Source organism: Actinoplanes sp. NPDC000266, from assembly GCF_042899005.1.
GTDB lineage: Bacteria > Actinomycetota > Actinomycetes > Mycobacteriales > Micromonosporaceae > Actinoplanes.
Genome location: NZ_JBIAZI010000002.1, coordinates 889,775 through 907,621, shown reverse-complemented (window position 1 = coordinate 907,621; position 17,847 = coordinate 889,775). Strand labels below are relative to the sequence as shown.

Here is a 17,847-nt window from a genome sequence, read left to right as displayed (position 1 = left end):
CCGCGTGTAATTATCGACCGCATTCTTGCCGACTTCCGGTCGCAATATCAGGCGCCGGGTCCTTGTCCACGGCTGCGACGTACTGGGCATCTCTTATCCAGACCTCGTTCTCATCGGGGGCCAGGCAGTCCGTACAGCTTATACATTCGTTCACGTATTTGCCGTTTCAAGTCATCGGCGGTTTGCAGCTCGCTCCCCGTCGACGTCGTTATATTCATCGACTTGACCCAGGCTCGGATGATTAATATTTCGCGTCCGGCAAGTTTCTCGGCCGGGGTCGATCGAGTCATTCGACTTCGCTCCTCATTCGTTGCCCTCTCGTGTCTGTCGAGATGATCGGCCAGTTGCCGGGCCTCCTCCATCGCTCCTCCCGGCGCCATAGGAAGAAGCTTCAACGCGTCCGGGAGAGAAAACGGCTTCCCGGCGACGGCTCGTGGATTCTCCGGATCGCTCAGATCGAGCTGTTGGCCCCTAGCGGCCATCTGGACCATCATGCCCGCTGTGACCAGGGTTCTCGGGTTTCGCCGAGCCTCGACACCCATGGTGAGTACGCCCAGGAAGGCCGCATCCCGGCCGACCTCTCCGGTCACCCGGCCGCCGTGCGACAGGGTCTCAGTGGCTTCTGCCACGCGCCGGCCGTGCTGCTCGTCGCCGAACAGCTTTTCGATCTTGTCATAGGGAAGTTCGCTTTCGCGGTTCTCTCTGACCGCGGGGCCTGACCGGCGGCGCACTGATTTCTGATTCACTCTCTTCAAAACCTGGAGCTGGACTTGCCGTTGGTCCTCGTACTGCTGCTGCTGAGCCTCTCGGCCCTCCTGGCGTGCCTGTTCGAGTCTGTTTTCCCGCGCATTCCTGATGGTGTCCGACTGGTTTTTCTGGTAGGTCGAGACCTTGGGAAGAAAGCTCTCCGGGTCAGCCATGTCGACCACTGCGTCGGCATCCAGGAAATGCAGTGTGTCGTGCGTCAATTCGCCCCGGGCGTCGCGTCCCCTGAGGAAGCGGAAGACGGCGGCCATTCCAACACCTTTGGGTATTCCGAAACGTTCGACGCCGACTTCGGCCTTCTGCGCGTACTTCGGCTGCTGCTTGAGCTCCTCGGGGTCGACCGGAATAGGGCTGATCCGCGCCTCCGCCGCGACCGTATCGGGATGATTCTCGATCTCCGCGGCCACCTCGGCGATGAAGCGTAGGAGCTGGTCGTCGTCGATTGTCAAACCATCGGTGATCTTGACCTGCGGATTGAGCCGCGCCCGGATGAGAACAGTCCGCAGTCCTTCGGCCTCGACCGCCGACAGGCGGTACCAGAGTCGCATCGCACCGAGCACCGCGTTCAGGACGCCTCGGCGTACTCCGCGGTTCAGCAGGCGCTGAACGATCGGGCGAATCCGAGCCGCGGCCCGATTCAGTCGTTCGTCCTTCGTCTGCTTCGGCCTCCGCCGGTCACGGCCGGTGCGCTGGGGCGTCTGTCGATCGGGGCGCCGCGACCGGCGTGGGCCTTGCCGATTCCGCGGCCGGCCGAGCCTGTCTCGACCGGGACGCTCAGATCGCCGGCGAGGCCGTCGGCGGCCAGGGTCCTTCGTGTACGGCCGGCCTCCGGACCGGGATGTCCTGCTGGGTGCCGCCTCCACACCGGGCCGAGACGGCCGTCCCGGATTCACTCCGTCCGCGCCGCCCGGCCGGCCTCCCGGCTTGGCCGAAGGCTTGCGGAGCTTGTCGGCGATCTTCTTGGCGAGGCCTTTGAGCTTGGCGCCCACCTTCTTCAGGGCCATTCCCAGACGGGTCAGCAGGAAGTTGGTGATGAACTCCAGCAGCGCCACCACGCCCGCGGCCATCGCCTGGGCGAACAAGCACGCCGCGCCGGCTACGTTCTTGACGGCCTTGAGGAAGGCGAAGAACTTGGCGAAAGCGGTGATGATCTGGCTGATCGTGCCGTACGCGGCTATCAGGCCCTGGGCTATGGCCAGAACGGCGCCGGCGGCGGGGATGATCAGAGAGACCAGTTTTTCGATGACCAGCGAGATGATCATTACGGGGAGGGCTTTGACGACGGCCTGCCAGGCCATGCGGCCTATCTCGGCTACCGACATGCAGCCCTTGACGAGGATGTCGTAGACCATTTTGCCCAGGCCTAGGATGCCTTCGACCTTCTGGTTGAACCACTGTTTGACGGCGATCTTGATCTCGCCCCAGAGGTGGTTGCGGATGCCCTCCTTGGCGGCCGTGCCCAGTTTCTTGATCCAGCCGATCGGGTCCGGTGCTATGTCGGCGATCAGGGCGGCCAGCTGGCCGAGGGCGTCGATGGCGGCCTTGGCCCACTCGATGGCCTTGTTCACGGCGGAGCGGACGAGTTCGACGGCGGCCAGCAGTGCTTTCTCGTAGAGGTCCAGCAGTGCCGTCAAGGCCTTGCCGAGCAGGTCGAGCAGGGCCTCGACGCCCTTCTTGAGCTGGTCGGCCAGCTCGTTGACGGCGTTGATGGCCTTGTCGCGCAGCTCGGTGATGAACTGGCGGAACTTGTCCCGCAAACCCGGGAAAGCGGCCAGCAGTACGTCGGCGATGGCGATCAGGGCGTCGGCCAGCACCTGGATCGCGGCGACGATGAAGCGGCGGGCGGCCTCGATCAGGCCGGTGGCGAGTTTTTTGAAGCCGTCGATCAGGCCCTGAACGGCCTTGCGGGCGTACTCGAAGACGGTCTTGATCGCTGAGATGATGGCGTCGAAGAGCGCCTTGACCTTGCTCTTCACCCAGCCCCAGAAACCGCCCTCGTCCTCTTTCGCTTTCTCCTTTTCCTTACGGGCGTCGCGTTCGGCCTTCTCGCGTTCGGCCTGGATGCCGTCGTTGTGGTTCTCCTGCTCCTTCTTGATCTCGTTGTTCTTGCTGTCGTGCTCCGTCGTGATGTCCTTGTTGGCGGTGCCGTGATGCTCGGTGGCCTGCTTGCCGTTGTCGGTCAGCAGCGTCTCCTGCTCGGACCGCCACTCCGCCCGCTGGCCGTTCGCCTCCTCCTGGGCCCGGGCCCGTTCCAAGGTCTGCAACTCGACGCCCTGCTGAACGGCCGCGGCGACCTCGGCGCTGCTCTCCTCGCGGGCCGCCGCCGAACCGGCGTCCTTCTCCTGCCGGCCGGCCGCCATCTGCGCCTGGCCCTCGCCGGCCGACGCCTGGATCTGCGGGCCGCGTTCCTCCTGGGCCACCACGGAGAGGGCCTGCATCTGCGCGCCGCCCGGGCCGGCCGGACCGCCCGGGCCCGGACCGGGACCGCCGGGCGCGGGGCCGGCGCCTATGCCGGCCGGCTGCGGGGCGGGGACCTCAGCCCGCAACGTCTCCGGGGGCACGTCGGGGAAGATCTGATCCTCGCCGAGCGGGCGGGCGGCGTCGTCGCGCCCGACCGCGGCCAGCTTGCCGGAGCTCTCCGCGAGTTTCCGGCTCTGCTCGTCGGTCAGCGCCGGGTCGGTCTCGCCCTGAAGGTCCACCGTCGGTGCGGGGCCGACCGTGGCGCTGTTCAAAGCCGGGTCGCTGGTCGGCACGCTGTCGACGGCCGCCTCGATGTTGTCGACGTCGTCCGCGGTCAGGTCGCCCTCGGGCGTGCCGGCCACGTTCGGGCTCGGCACCGCCGAAGCGGGCAAAGGCTTGCCGTTGACGTCCTTGCCATGCGGTGCGTCCTGTTGGCCGGTGTTCTCAGGGGTGACCCGTTCGAGCCGGCCAACCGTGTTCTCGGCGACCGGTGCGGTCTCGGGAGCGCCGTGCAGAGTCTGTGGTGCGCCGGACGGGCGGTCCAACTCGGGCGGGGCGTCGGCCAGGGCCGTGTGTTCCTCGCCGACCGTACGGGCCGACGCCTGGTCCACTCCGGCCAGCGCGGTCGTCATCTGGTGTGGCGGCAGGTTCGCGGTGGTGGCCAGCGCGGCCGCGGGTTCCTGCCCGGAGACGTCGGGCGGGGCCGGCTCGGGCTCCTGCTTCTCCTCGCCTCCGGCCGCGCCACCACCGCCACCGCAGCCGCCCGCGCCGGCCTCCTCGGTGCTCGGCTGCGGCGGCCCGCCACACGCGCCACCACCCGGCTCCAGCGAGGCGTCCTGCGGGATCGGTGCCGCGCCGGGCGCGTCCGGCGCGAGGTTCCCAGGGGCGAGTTCGGAGGGTACGCCGGGACCGGCTCCGGTGATCGGCCCGGTGTCGCCCAGCGCGGCACCCGCGCCGGCGGCCGGGATTCCAGCCGTCCCGAGATCAGCGGCCGAAGGCGCACCGGGCCCGAGTGAGGCAGGCCCGAGTGAGGCGGGCCCGAGTGCGGGATCGGTGGGCCCGACGGTGGGCTTAGCGGCTTCGAGGGCGGCGGGCTCAGTGGATCCGAGGGCGGCGGGCCCCGGGGCGGGGGCCGGACCGGCCGCCTCGGCGGCCAGTTGCTCTTCCGCGGCCGGTTCGAGCGGTGGCGGGGCCGGGAAACTGGGCACCCCGCTCGGCTTGGGCGGCTCACCGGAGGACGGCAGCCGCAACTCCTGGTCCGCCGTCGGCACCGAGGAGACGTCGAGGTCGGTCTTGGGAAGAAGGTCGGGTGGCGGCTCGTCGGGCTCAGCTTCGCCGGGCGGTGCCTCGCTGGGCAATGCCTCGTCGGGCTGTGCGGCATCGAGGGGCGGTGGCTCTTCGACGAGAGCGGCGGGCTCCGGCCGCAGCACGCCATGGTGGGTCAGGGGACTGTTCGGGCCTTCGGCGATCTCGTCGACGCTCTCGGCCATCACCGGTTCGGCGCCGCCCGCACCCACCAGCGCCGCGTCCGGTGAAGCGCCCGGTCCGGCCACCGGCGCGGCGGTCGCGGGCGGCACCGTGCCCGGAGCGCCCGGTGCCGGCGTACCCGGCTTGCCCTTCTCGGCCTCGCTCTTCTCCTGTTCCTCCTTCGAGGCAGCCTTTTCCTGCTTCTTCTCCTTGTCTTTCTCTTCCTTGTCCTTCTCTTCCTCGCCGGGATCTTTCTCTTCTTCAGCCTTCTCGTCTTGGGCGGTTTCGTCGGCCGGCTCGTCCTCGGTCGCGAGGTCCTCGGCGGAGGGGTCCTCGACGGAGGGGTCCTCGCCGGGCGGCGTGGGAGTCTTGCCGGCGGGTGGCGACTCCTGCGACTCGTCCTCTTCGACCTGCTCCTGCTGAGCCTCGTCGCCCTGCCGAGTCTGTTCCTCCGCCTCCTGCCGCTTCTGCTCCTCCGTGGTCGGCTCGGTCACCGGCGCGGGCGTCTCCGCCGACTCCACCGCGCCGTCTCCCGGCGCCGCGTCGGCCTCCGCCGCCGACTCCTTGACCGCCAGGAACTCGGCCGACGGCAGCCGCGCCTCGATCCGGTCGAGCACTTCGGAGCGCAGCTCCGGCGTGAACCGCGCCAGTTGCAGCTTCACCCGGCCCGACCTGTCTTCGGGGTCACCCCGCAGACTCCGCACCAATCCCGCCGCCAGGCGGTCGACCAGCGTGGCCGGGTCGAGGTGTTCGGTGCGCTGACGGTCCGCGCCCACGGTGGCCAGCCGGAGCCAGGCGGCGCTTTGCTGGTCGCGTTCGCGAACCTCGGTGGCGTCGCCCGTCGCGATCCGTTCGGCTTCCTGCTCCACGGCGTCGGTGGCGAGGCTGACCGCGCCGCTGTCGCGGCCCGCTCGGAGGGCGCCCGGCGCGTGCGGGACCTGGATGGTGTGCAGGAGCTCGTGGACGAGCAGGCGGGTGCCCTCGGCCGTGTCGGGGCGGTAGCGGCCCTCGGCGAAGAAGATGTCCTGGCCGACCGTGACGGCCTCGGCGCCGAGGATCTCGGTGAGGGCGGCCGCGTCGCGGTCGGCGTGGACGCGCACACGGCTGAAGTCGTGCCCGAGGCGGTTCTCGGCGTCGCGGCGCACGCCCAGGTCGATCGGGCGGCCGGGCGCGGCCAGCACCTCGCGCAGGTCGCGGGGCACCCGCGCCGAGGACGCCGCGGGCTTACGGCGCGTGGTCGGGGCGGCGGCCGGCGCCGCGGGCGCGGCCTTCACCGCGTACCGCCGAAGTCTGTGCCGCTGAAGCCCGCGCCGCCGAAGTCTGCGCCGCTGAAGCCCGCGCCGCCGAAGTCTGTGCCGCTGAAGCCCGCGCCGCCGAAGTCTCTGCCGCTGAAGCCCGCGCCGCCGAAGTCCGCGGCCTCGCAGAGGCTGTCATGGACGGCGCGGGCGAGTGAGCGGCCGAGCCGTCGCGGGCCGGCCGTCGGTGGCAGCGGAGGAAGGTCGCGCACGTCGATGTCGGCGCCGGTGAAGGGCATGCCACGCTCGTGCAGCAGGCTGGTGAGCTCGCGGGTGAAGGCCGCCGCGATGCGGTCGCGGTCGGCGCGGGGGAAACCGTCGAGGATCAGCTCGCCGATCTCCAGCTCGATCCGGTCTACACCCATCCGGCCACCTCCGCCGGGCTGAGCGAGCGTTCCAGCTTGAGGTATTCGCTGCGGGCCGCCGCCAGCACGTGCCGCATGCCCAGGGCCGTGCCGTCCCCGGCGGCCAGGAAGGCGGCGGACAGGGCCACGTTGCGGATACTGCCGCCGGGAACGGTGAGCTGGGCCAGCCGGTCGAAGTCGAGGTTGTCGGCGGGCACCTGGGGCGGGATCACGCGGCGCCAGATCTCGGCCCGTTCGGTGACGCCGGGGAAGGGGAAGTCGACGACGAAGCGGATGCGGCGCAGGAAGGCCGAGTCGAGCGCCTTCTTCATGTTGGTGGTGAGGACGGCCAGTCCGCGGTAGGCCTCCATCCGCATCAGCAGGTAGCTGACCTCGATGTTGGCGTACCGGTCGTGGCTGTCCTTGATCTCGCTGCGTTTGCCGAAGAGCGCGTCGGCCTCGTCGAACAGCAGCAGCGCGCCTCCGCGTTCGGCGGCGTCGAAGACGCGGCGCAGGTTCTTCTCGGTCTCGCCGATGTATTTGCTGATCACTTGGGACAGGTCGATGATGAACAGGTCGAGCCCGAGCTCGGCCGCCAGCACCTCGGCGGCCAGGGTTTTGCCGGTGCCGCTGCCGCCCGCGAAGAGCGCCGTCACGCCGAGGCCGCGGCGCAGCACCGACGCGAAGCCCCACCGGTCGTAGACGATGTCGCGCCCGCGCACGTGGGCGGCGATCTCGGTGAGGATCCGGCGCTGGGCGGCCGGCAGCACGAGGTCGTCCCATCCGGCCGTGGGCTCGATGCGGCGGCCCAGCTCGTCCAGGCCCATCCGCGCCTCGTCCAGGCCGGCCTGCCAGGCCGAGGCCACGAGGTCATCGCCGTCCGCGGTGGGGGAGGCCGCGGTTCGAGAGACGGCGCCTCGGGCGGTGGCGCCGGCCGCCCGGACGACGTGCGGTGGCAGCGAGAACTGGGCCACCAACCCGCCGAGCCGTTCGGCCGGGAGGCCGCCCAGGGCTTCCGACCACATCTGCCGCTGTTCGCCGGCGTCGAGGCCGGGCACCACCCGGCGTGGGCGGCGGTGGGCGGCGGCGACCGGCTCGTCGCTCGACACCACGACGGGCACGGCGAGGGCCGAGGCGAACGCGTCGACGGCCGGGGCCTGCGACGGCTCGGCGTCGATGAGCAGCGCGGCCGGCAGCAGCAGCGCCTCACGTTCCCAGAGGCGGAGCAGGGCGTCCCGGTCGGCGGGTTCGCCCGGCAGGTCGGCCGCGCGGATCCCGTACAGCGCAAGGCCGTTCTCCTGGGCCGCCGCCGCCGCGATCTCGGCGCGGCTCCGCGCGTCACCTCCGACCAGGTCGGCAACGTCCAGTGCGGCCAGCTCGCGGGCCGTCCGGCGGTACGTCTCCGGGATCGGGACCGGCTCGATCCGTTGGAGCAGGCCGCTGAACGCCGTGTCCAGATAGGACACCCCGACCAGGAAATGCAGGACCCGCTCGGTGATGCGCAGCCGGTCGCCGGTGACGCTGCCGTCCCCGAGCAGCTCGACGAGGCGCCATCGGCGCAGCGGCCCCATCGGGGTCAGCGCGCTCCAGTGCGGCTCGGTCAGCGCGGTCAGGGCGAGAGCGAAACTGGGGTACGGGCGCAGCGGATCCCCGGCGGCCTTGGCGCACCGGGCCGGGGTGCTCGGTTCCAGCTCCATGGCCGCGGTCAGCACCAGCACGTCGGTCTCGAACGCGGTCAGGCCGAAGCAGGAGCGCAGCACGTCCAGGGCCGCCGGCTCCTCCGCCCGGACCGGGGCCGGCGCCGGCCCCGGTCCGGGCGGAGGAGCCGGGTCGGCCTCCAGCTGCGCCAGCACCGCCTCCACGGCGGCGAGGAGCGCACGCCGATGCAGCTCCCCGTCGTTCATGCCGGTACCGTCACGACGGGGCCGCTGATCTCGTGCTCGGTCACCTCGATCGGGCTCTGCGCGCCGTCGACCTGCACGCGTATCACGTAGGTCCCGGCCCGCACGCCCTCGACCGGCACGGTGTGCTCGTCGCCGTTCGCCGGTGGCGCGGTGAACTGGTAGCCGCGCCCGCGCCCGGACGGTTGGTGCTCGTCCAGCAGCAGCACGACCCGCTGCCCGGTCCGCACACCCATGTCCAGCCGTACGCGGACACGGCCGTCGTCGTGGGCCGCCTCGACGATGCGCGGGCGGCGCACGTACGACACGGCGTTGGATTCGAGCCCGGGCCCGTAGCTCAGATGCACCGGCTGGACGCCGGGCGGCAGCTCGCCGGGCTGGCCGACGAACACGCCGGATTCGGTGACCCGCAGGACCGGCGCGGCCAGGCCGCCCACCTCGGCCGTCATCCCGGGGCGGGCGAGACCGTGCCCGGCCAGCACCAGTTCCCGGTCGGCGGTGACCGGGCCGTCGTCGGCCGGGCCGCCCGGCACCGCGGACAGCACCCGTTCGACGGCCGGCCGGGAGAACGGCTCGACGTGAATCCGCCGGCGCAGCACCGGCAGTCCGGCGGCCGGGGTCGCGCGGCCGTCCAGCAGGACGGCGGTGGCCTGGTACATCACCGACAGCGCGAACGACGACCCGGCGAGCATCTGCCACAGCCGGGACAGGTCGTCCACGTCGAGCTGGGTCGGGGTGAAGCGGACCCGCTGCGGCGCGGCTCCCAGGTCGGTGCCGGCCAGGTGCGGCTGCAGGGCGGCCTCGGCGATGTCGGCCGGGCTGAGCACCGGTTCCTCGTGGAGGCTGCGCACCGCGGCCCCCATCAGCCGTTGCGCGATCAGCTCCGACTCGTCGCCGTAGAAGCTGATCAGGTAGTGCAGGTCGAGCGCGGCCTGCGGCCTTTTCAGCAGGGTGCCGTCGGTGGCCCGGGTCGGCGCGTCCTGGCCGCGCAGCGCGCCGTTGGGCTGCACCTTGTAGAGGAAGATGCCGATGGTCGGGTCGGTGGGCGGGTCGGGCGGCGGCTTGCGGGCCGACACGGTGAAGCCGACCGGGAAGTCGGTCATCGTCCGGAAGAAGAACTGGCGCAGGGCCTCGGTCACGGTCGCGGCCGCGAGATAGTTGCTCACGCCATACCCTCCTCGCGTCCCAGGTGACGGTCGAGGCTCACGCGCGGCCGGGCCCGGCCGGGCCGTTCGCCGCCGGTGGCGCGGGCCGGTGTCGCGGCGGTTACGGCGAGCTTTCCGATGCTGACGCGGACGGTCCGTTCCGGGGCCGCCGGTGTTTCCGGGGTGGCGAACGGGGTGGCGATCGGCGCGGCCGGGCGAGGATCGACGGGGAGCGCCGGGACGGCCCGCGCCGCCAGCGGGCGTTCCAGCCGCGGCTCGGTCACGCTCGGGTTCTCCGGCGCCCGGGCGGCCGGACGGGGTGGCTGTCGTTCGACGACTCGTTCGAGCCGGGTGGCCCGTGGTTCGGCCGGAGCCGGCGCCTCCGGCGGGGGCGCGGCGGTCGGCCTGAGCGTCTCCCGCACGCTTGTCTCCCGTACGGTCTCAGCGGTGCGCGAGTGGTCGACGATGACGCGCTCACGGTCCGCGGTGGCCGGTGGACGCGCCACGGCGGCGGACGGCGGGGGTGAGGCGGCCGGCGGCTCGGCCCAGGTCTCCTGGACCTCCACCGCCGGGCGCTCGAAGAGCTGCGGCAACCGGGGCCGCACCCACGCCTGGCCGGAGGCGTCGCCGGTGGCCAGGCTGCGGCCGATCAGGCGGTCGAAGTAGTCAGGCATGGCCGGCCAGCTCCAGGTAGTAGCGGCGGCGGGTCGGGCTGACGGCCAGGCAGTCCGGCTCGCTCCAGCCGTACGTGGACGCGAGCAGGTGGATGTCGAGCAGCGTGGCCCGGGCCCAGTTGTCCAGCTCGGCCCAGAGGTACGAGCCGACGTCGAGGGCCGAGCGCACCGGTCCACCGCAGCGCACACACTGGACGGTGAGCTGAATGTCGGCGCACGGGTCGGCCTCGGCCAGCGCGGCGACGGCCTTCGCGCTCACGTCGGCCGGCAGGTCGGCCGCCCCGGCCGGTTCGCCGTCCCGTTCGGCCTCGAGCAGGCACCGGGCGAACAGCGCCTCCCGGGCCCGAGCCGAACCGGCGACCGCCAGCAGGTCGCCGGGCGTGGGCGGGCGCACCCGCACCCGCCATGGCCCGGAGGCGACCGTGACCGGCTCGCCGGCGGCCGGCCCGGCCCCGATCAGGCTGGTCACCTCCATGTCGACTTCCAGCTCCTCGTCGCAGCCGGCGCAGGTCATCCGGGCGGGCAGCCGTTCGCCGAACAACGCGCGCCGCAGCGCCAGCAGGTCGGCGTCGCGCCGCGCGACCGGAACGGCGAGCAACTCCGCCTCCGGGCGGCCGGCGGCCAGCGCGTGCAGCAGGAGCGCGCGCTGGAGGTTGCCCGCGGCCAGCCCGGACTCCCAGGCGGTCAGCAGGTCCGCGGGCCCGATCATGATCAGGCCGGGATCTGGACGATCGGCTCTTCCGGCTCGGGCACCTCGAAGTCGCGTTCCCAGCCCTCGCACTCGAGTTTGAGGCTCTGGATCGCGACCGCGTTGGCGTTCGCGTCCATCTCGCCGAGGATCGACACCTCGCTCGGCCAGGCGCGGTAGAGCTTGTACGCGACCGCGACCTGGCCCGCCTCGTTGAGCACCTGGATCACGATGTTCTTGCGGAAGTCGCGCAGCGACACCTCGGTGCCGCGGCCCGCGCCGACCGCCCAGACCTTGTTGGCCCAGCGGTCGAACTCCGGGTCGTGGGTGACACCCCGTTCGAGGGTGACCGCCTCGGTCTCGGTGCGCCCGGGCGACTTGCGCGGCGTGCTGGGGTCGCCCCCGCTGCGGTGCTTGACCACCTCGGTGGTGCGCTTGAGTGGACTGATCTTGCTGACGCCGGCCACGACCCGCCCGTCCCACAGGACGAGGAACTTGAAGTTCTTGTACGGGTCGAACCGCTGGGCGTTGACGACGAACTCAGCCATCCGGCCCTCACACCTCCACTTGCCCGGCGAGCTGCTCGATCTTGATGATCACGAATTCGGCCGGCTTGAGCGGCGCGAACCCGACGACGACGTTGACGATCCCGCGGTTGATGTCGTCCTGCGTCGTGGTGTCCCGGTCGACCTTGACGAAGTACGCCTCGCGGGCCGACGTGCCCTGGAAGGCGCCCTGCTGGAACAACGTATGCAGGAAGGCGCCGACGTTGAGCCGGATCTGACCCCACAGCGTCTCGTCGTTCGGCTCGAAGACCACCCACTTGGTGCCGCGGTAGAGGCTCTCCTCGAGCATCAGGGCGAGCCGGCGCACCGGCACGTATTTCCACTGCGAGGCCAACTGGTCGGCGCCGTCGAGCGTCCGGGCGCCCCACACGACCGGCCCCACCACCGGGAACGTCCGCAGGCAGTTGACGCCGAGCGGATTGAGCAGGCCGTTCTCCGGGTCGGTCAGCGGCACGCTCAGTTCCCGTACGGCCGAAAGCCTGGTCTCGGTGCCCGCGGGCGCCTTCCAGACGCCGCGCTGCGCGTCGGTCCGGGCCATGACGCCGGCCACCGCGCCCGACGGCGGGAACTCCCGCAGGCGGCCGGTGAGCGGGTCGGTGAGGCGGATGCGCGGGAAGTAGAGCGCGGCGTAGGAGCTGCGCGCCGGGTCGAAGTTCGGCAGTCCGGCGCGGGCGGCGTCCAGGCTGGTCCACGACTCCGGACTGTCGATCAGGTGGAACATGCGCTTGGTGGCGCAGAGCGCGTTGGCCGCGGCCAGCACGCCGTCCCGGTTGACGAAGCCGGTCGAGCTGACGTCGGGCAGGCACAGCAGGTTGACGTCCTCGACGTCGCGCAGCACGTGGATGCCGGACTTGGCGTCCTCGCTGCCGAGGAAGTCGGCCGCGTCGGGGAAGCCGCCGGGTTCGCCGCCGTCCAGGCTGTACGCGCCCGGCCGCGATCCGGCCAGGCCCAGCACGTTCGGCTCGGCGAAGGCGACGGTCGCGGTGGGATCGCCCGGTACGACGCGCAGCCGCCCGCCGGCGACTGTGCCGACCCGGGCGCGGCCCAGCGCGGGGATCGCCGCTCCGGCCGTCCGCAGTTTGCGCTCGAGCAGCAGGGCCAGCCGGGCCGGGGAGTCGGGAGGCGGGCCGTCGGTATCCGGGTCGTACAGGAGGAACTCGACCGTCTGCTCGTCGGGCTCGGCGCCGACCGACACGGCGATCTCCTGGCCGGTCAGGTCGGGCACCGTCGTCAGATCGGCCGACACCGTGCCCGAGGAGGCGGGCCGGTTGGTGGCGCCCTCGGCCGCTCGCACCTCGATGGTGCGGGAGGACGCGTTCACCACCGACTCGGCGGTGTCCGGGGTGAGGCCTTGGTGGCGCTCGTCGACCGCGCCGGACGAGTCGAACACCCGCAGGTTGAAGCCGTCCTCGCCGGGCGCGTCGTGGTCGATCTCGACCCGCAGGCCGTCGCCCCACGTCCCCGGTTCGCGGGCCGTGACGGTGAGCACCGTCGCGCCTTCGCTGTCGGTCAGCGGGAAGGACGCGGCCACGGCGCCCTTGGCCAGGCGTACGACGACGGCGACCGAGCCGCCGTTGAGGAAGAACTGCTGGACCGCGTAGCTCACCAGGCTGTCCGCGGACAGGCCGCCGAAGCGGCGCTCGAAGTCGGCGAAGCCGGTCAGGGTGACCGGCGTGTTCACCGGGCCGCGGGCGGTGTGACCGACGAAGGCGGTGACGGATGTGGTGACCGTGGTAATGGTGCGCACCGCGCTGGGTAACTCTTCGATGTAGACACCGGGATATGTCGGCGTGACCGGCATGCCACCTCCAAAATCGGCCGGCATCAACGGCGACGAGAATGGGGCACGCCTGCAACAGCTCCTGTTCCGGATCGCCCCCGCGCGCCGTTGAGTCATGGCTGTCAGCTGCCCACAGTGGTCGATTGGCGGGAGTGAGTCAACGAAGAAGACGAATATTAAGAATGTCTTGTACCTGACTCGGCGTACTTTTTGAAGATCGCCTTTATGAATTGATCTCCGTCCATGAATGATCGTCAATGGTGTCACCTGCGGCTGTGCGGACTAGACTGGCGGCCCGTGACTCCCTCCGCTGTGTTCTTCGACTGTGACGGCGTGCTCGTCGACTCCGAGCCCATCACGAACGGCGTCCTGCGCACGATGCTGATCGACCTCGGGTGGGAGATCTCCGAGCGCGACTGCATCGACCTGTTCGTCGGCAAGGCGCTGCGCGACGAGTGGGCGGTCATCCAGAAGCAGACCGGGTTCCGCGTCGACGACGCCTGGCTGGCCAGTTTCCGCGGCCGCCGCGACGAGGCGCTGCGGTCGAGCCTGGTCCCGATCGACGGCGTCCAGGAGACGGTCCGGGCCGTGGCCGAGCTCATGGGCGAGCGGTTCGCCTGCGTGAGCGGGGCCGACCGCGGCAAGGTCGAGATGCAGCTGAAACTGGCCGGCCTGGACGGCTACTTCGGCGACCGGGTCTTCAGCGGCATGGAGGTGCCCCGCAGCAAGCCGGCCCCCGACGTCTATCTGGCGGCGGCCGAGGCTCTGCAGGTCGATCCGGCCCAGGCCGTCGTCATCGAGGACTCGGTGGCCGGCATCACCGCCGGCGTGGCGGCCGGGGCCACGGTGTTCGGGTTCGCGCCCGCGAGCCCCACCCACGCCTCGCCCGAGGTGCTGCGCGCGGCCGGGGCCAGCCTGGTCTTCACCCACATGTCCGAGTTGCCCGCGCTGCTCAGCCGATGACGGCGCCGCATCATCCGGTGGGGGCGAGGTGGCGGCGGTGAGGCGGACATAGCCTCGGCCGGTGAGCGACAGCGGGTACCGGTCGGTGCGGGCGCCGGCGGCGCCGCCGGGGGAGCGGCGGCGGCGTGGGCGGGCGGCCCGTGACGTCGTGCCGCTGGCGGGGCTGGGTGACTGGGATCCCGCCACGCGCGAGCATGAGGCGCTGGGGACGGTGCTCGCGCAGAACGAGACACGGGTGGCCGAGCTCGTGTCGCTGCGGCTGCGGCGGATGGCGGTCTCGCCGTGGACCTACTTCCGTGGGGCGGCGGCGGTCATGGCGGCCGATCTCGGCGCGGCGCCGCACACGGGGATCGACGTGCAGCTGTGCGGGGACGCGCATGTGCTCAACTTCGGGCTGTGGGCGACGCCGGAGCGGCAGCTCTCGTTCGATCTGCGGGACTTCGACGAGACCGTGCGCGGGCCCTTCGAGTGGGACGTCAAGCGCTATCTGGCCAGCCTCGTCGTGCTCGCCCGGGAGACCGGGCGGGGCGACCGCGGCTCGGCCGCGGTGGGGGCGGCCCTGCGGGCGTACCGGGAGAAGATCGGATTTTATGCGACCGCGGACGAGCTGCGGATCTGGTACGACGTGGTCACCGCCGATCAGCTGCTCGACCTGTTCGGGCCCGAGGAGCAGGAGGAGGCGTCGGCGCGGCTGGCGCGGCGGGCCCGGCGGCGGACCAGCGCGGGCGCGGCCCGCAAGCTCACCCGGGTGGTGGACGGGCGGTTGCGGATCGTCGAGGATCCGCCGATCCGGGTGCGGGTCTCCGACGACGTGGAGGAGACGCTGCAGGCCTATCACGACAGCCTTCCGTACGAACGGCGCGGCCTGCTCGACCGCTTCACCTTCGTCGACGCCGTGCGCCAGGTCGTCGGCGTCGGAAGCGTCGGGATGCGGGTCTATCTGGTGCTGCTCCAGGGGCGTAACGGCGAGCCGCTGTTCCTCCAGATCAAGCAGGCCGGGCCGTCGGTCTACGAACCGTTCCTCGGTGCGAGCCCGTACCCCGGTCACGGCGAGCGCGTGATCCGCGGCAAGCGGCAGATCCAGGCCGCGAGCGACATCTTCCTCGGCTGGACCGGCGACTTGTACGTGCGGCAGTTCCGCGACATGAAGGTGATCCCGAACGGCGAACTCATCGCCCCCTTCCTCGTCCCGTTCGCCGAGCGCTGCGCCCACGTGCTGGCCCGGGCCCACGCCCGCACCGGCGACGCCCTGGCGATCGCCGGCTACATCGGCAAGGGCCGCCGCTTCGACGAGGCGATGACCCGGTTCGCCGTCGACTACGCCGACCAGAACGAACGCGACCACGCGCGGCTAGTCACGGCCCAGGAAGGCGGTTAGGCGCTCGGCCTCGTCGGACACCTCGCTCTGCTCGGCCCGGGTGAGGCGGCGGAGCGGGGTGACGGCGACCGGGCCGCTGGTGGCGGTGGGTGTCGTCCAGGTGGCGGCGACGCGGCCGTCGATCAGGACGAAGCGGGTGCCGGCGACGGAGAGCAGACGGTGCTCGTCGTCGATGACGCGGCTGCGGTCGTGATAGCCGAGGACCGCGTTGTCGAACGCCGGCAGGAAACGGACCGGGGCGGGCGTGCCCGGGTCGGGGCGGGGCGCCCCGGCCAGGTCGAGCAGGCGGCGGCCGCGGGTGTCGCGGACGTCGACGAGCTCGTCGCGCAGGGCCGCGACGGCCTCGGGCAGGCCGGCCAGGCCGCACCAGGCGCGCAGGTCGGCGGTCGACGCGGGCCCGAAGGCGGCCAGGTAGCGCCGGATCAGACCGGCGTCGGCCGACTCGGCCGGCGGCTTGGCGGGGAGCCACGTGGACAGCGGCAGGTAGTGGGCGCCGCCGGTGGCGCGCCACATGCCCCGGGGCGGGATCTGGACGGCCGGTACCAGCGCGATGACCACCTCGCCCAGCGCGCGCGGGGCCGCCGACGGCCAGTGCCGGGCCATTTCGCGGCCGGCCTCGCCGACCGTGCGCGGGCGGCCGTCGGCCATCAGGGCCCCGGCCCGCGCCGCGAGCTCCTCCAGGTCGACGCCGGCGAGCTCGCGGCGATAGACGCCGAGGACCTTCTGGCGCAGGAGCGCCTGGTGCCGGGGACGCCAGTTCCGGGCGTCCCCGGCGGTGACCAGATGGACCGTGCGGCGCATGAGATGCATCCGTACGACCTCTCGCCGCTCCAGCAACCCCGAGAGCTCGGCCGGCTCGAACGCGGTCACCCGCGACCAGAGACCGACGTACGGCTCCTGCGGCTCCTGGGCCTGCAACCCGCCCAGGTGGGCGACCATGTCCAGCGCCGGGCCGCCGGCGCGCTCGAGCAGATGCTGACGGGCGAGCGTCGCCCGGTTGAGGGCCCGTGAGTCGAGTGTCTCTGTCACGGGCCCAGCATCACAGGTATTGCGGCCAGGTTGTGGCCTCTAGTCCGGTGGGATGTTGTGGTTGATCCGGAACATATTGGCCGGGTCGTAGCGGCGCTTGACCGCCTGGAGCCGGGGATAGTCGGCGGGCGACCAGGCCAGGCCGGCGGTCTCGCCGGCGAACATGAAGTTCAGGTAGCGGCGGCCGGTCGACCACGGTGACAGGGCGTCGATCAGCTGCTGCTCATAGGCGTGCAGGGCCTCGGCGTCCGGCGGCCCGCCCGCCGCGACCAGGAAGACGTTGTAGAGGGTGTCGTCGCGGTTGCCGACCGCGTTCGGGACCGCGGATGGACGGGACAGGGCGCCGCCCATGTGACGGATCTCGGCCAGCACCAGCGGGGAGCCGGGCCCGGCCAGGCGCAGGAACTCGTCCACGGCTTCGGCCGGGAGGGACCGGAGCAGGGCGCCGTGCTCATAAAGCGGCAACGGGTCGACCGGGTCACTGTGGACAGAGGCGATCGCGGTGTACGGCAACTCGGCCACCGCGTCGATGACCGGCTCGCCCAGCGCCCGGAACGGGGCGATCAGGCGCTCACCCTCGGCCGGGTCACCCAGATAGGTGATCCGCAGGTGGGCCACCAGACGATCGCGCAGCGGCTCCGGCACGAACGGCAGCGGCGGCAGGTGCAGCAGCCCGACCGACGCCGACATCTCCTCCGGCAGGTCCTGGGTCCAGCGCCGGAACAGATGCAGCACCTCGCCGGAGAGCTCACCCGGGAAGAAGATGCCGCCGCCGTAGAAGGTGCGGATCGGGAACAGGGCGAACTCGACGGCCAGCACGACGCCGAAGTTGCCCTTGCCGCCGCGCAGCGCCCAGAACAGGTCGGGCTCGCTCCCGGCGGTCACCCGGCGCAGCTCGCCGTCCGCGGTGACCACCTCGAGCGCGGTCACGTGGTCGGCCGCGTAGCCGTGCTTGCGGCCGAAAGGCGCGAGGCCACCCCCGATGGTGTACGACACCACGGTCACCGTGGGCGACGACCCGTTCAGGGCGGCCAGCCCGAGCTTGCCCGCCTGCTCGATGAGCTCGGCCCAGACCACGCCGGCCTCGACCCGCGCCGTGCGGCCCGTCTCGTCGATGCTCAGGCCGGTCAGCCGCCGGGTGGTGACGAGCACCGCGCCGGCCGACGGGACCGAGCTGCCGTGCCCGGCGCCCAGCACCGCCACCGGCAGGTCGTGCGCGGCGGCGTAGCGGACCGCCGCCTGGACGTCGCCCGCGTTCATGGCGCCGACCACGACGGCCGGCGTGTGCACGACCGTCAGGTTGTAGGTGTGCAGCTCGTTCGCGTAGCCGTCGTCCTCGGGGGTGAGGACCGGGCCGGTCACGCTCGCGCGCAGATCAGCGATGGTCACAGA

General features: G+C 71.9%; 12 protein-coding genes. 2 read left to right on the top strand and 10 right to left on the bottom strand.

The features are described from left to right. Positions 1-110: 110 nt before the first annotated feature. Genes ACFY36_RS10460 through ACFY36_RS10425 form a run of 8 tightly spaced genes read right to left on the bottom strand, consistent with a single transcriptional unit; the run spans position 111 to position 13,106 of the window. A complete protein-coding gene (locus ACFY36_RS10460; RefSeq protein ID WP_499745641.1) occupies positions 111-5,966 on the bottom strand; it encodes an eCIS core domain-containing protein in 5,856 nt (1,951 codons plus the stop codon). Next, positions 5,963-6,352 (bottom strand): pentapeptide repeat-containing protein, encoded by a 390-nt coding sequence (locus tag ACFY36_RS10455; RefSeq protein WP_499745640.1) that lies wholly within the window; start codon positions 6,350-6,352, stop codon positions 5,963-5,965. The genes ACFY36_RS10460 and ACFY36_RS10455 overlap by 4 nt, the downstream gene beginning before the upstream one ends. Continuing rightward, positions 6,343-8,235, bottom strand: coding sequence for an ATP-binding protein (locus tag ACFY36_RS10450; RefSeq protein ID WP_499745639.1), 1,893 nt, complete (start codon positions 8,233-8,235; stop codon positions 6,343-6,345). Before ACFY36_RS10450 ends, ACFY36_RS10455 begins: the two co-directional genes overlap by 10 nt. Beyond that, on the bottom strand, positions 8,232-9,398 hold the full coding sequence (locus tag ACFY36_RS10445; protein ID WP_499745638.1) for a Pvc16 family protein: 1,167 nt from the start codon (positions 9,396-9,398) through the stop codon (positions 8,232-8,234). The genes ACFY36_RS10450 and ACFY36_RS10445 overlap by 4 nt, the downstream gene beginning before the upstream one ends. Then, positions 9,395-10,051, bottom strand: a complete 657-nt coding sequence (locus ACFY36_RS10440) for a hypothetical protein (RefSeq protein WP_499745637.1) — start codon at positions 10,049-10,051, stop codon at positions 9,395-9,397. Before ACFY36_RS10440 ends, ACFY36_RS10445 begins: the two co-directional genes overlap by 4 nt. Further along, a complete protein-coding gene (locus ACFY36_RS10435) occupies positions 10,044-10,760 on the bottom strand; it encodes a hypothetical protein (protein WP_499745636.1) in 717 nt (238 codons plus the stop codon). The genes ACFY36_RS10440 and ACFY36_RS10435 overlap by 8 nt, the downstream gene beginning before the upstream one ends. Positions 10,761-10,762: 2 nt before the next feature. Then, positions 10,763-11,287 (bottom strand): phage tail protein, encoded by a 525-nt coding sequence (locus ACFY36_RS10430; RefSeq protein WP_499745635.1) that lies wholly within the window; start codon positions 11,285-11,287, stop codon positions 10,763-10,765. A gap of 7 nt (positions 11,288-11,294) precedes the next feature. Continuing rightward, entirely contained in the window at positions 11,295-13,106 is a 1,812-nt protein-coding gene (locus tag ACFY36_RS10425; protein WP_499745634.1) for a phage tail sheath family protein, read from the bottom strand. A 276-nt stretch (positions 13,107-13,382) separates the two neighbouring features. On the opposite strand from ACFY36_RS10425, the gene ACFY36_RS10420 reads away from it, so the two are divergent. Both ACFY36_RS10420 and ACFY36_RS10415 read left to right on the top strand, forming a co-directional pair. Further along, positions 13,383-14,048, top strand: a complete 666-nt coding sequence (locus ACFY36_RS10420) for an HAD family hydrolase (protein WP_499745633.1) — start codon at positions 13,383-13,385, stop codon at positions 14,046-14,048. A gap of 61 nt (positions 14,049-14,109) precedes the next feature. Continuing rightward, positions 14,110-15,426 (top strand): DUF2252 domain-containing protein, encoded by a 1,317-nt coding sequence (locus tag ACFY36_RS10415; RefSeq protein ID WP_499745632.1) that lies wholly within the window; start codon positions 14,110-14,112, stop codon positions 15,424-15,426. Here ACFY36_RS10415 and ACFY36_RS10410 read toward each other — a convergent pair. Further along, entirely contained in the window at positions 15,400-16,455 is a 1,056-nt protein-coding gene (locus ACFY36_RS10410; protein WP_499745631.1) for a winged helix DNA-binding domain-containing protein, read from the bottom strand. The two genes, ACFY36_RS10415 and ACFY36_RS10410, sit on opposite strands and share 27 nt — an antisense overlap. A 39-nt stretch (positions 16,456-16,494) precedes the next feature. Beyond that, positions 16,495-17,844, bottom strand: a complete 1,350-nt coding sequence (locus ACFY36_RS10405) for an FAD-binding oxidoreductase (protein WP_499745630.1) — start codon at positions 17,842-17,844, stop codon at positions 16,495-16,497. Positions 17,845-17,847: the final 3 nt, after the last annotated feature.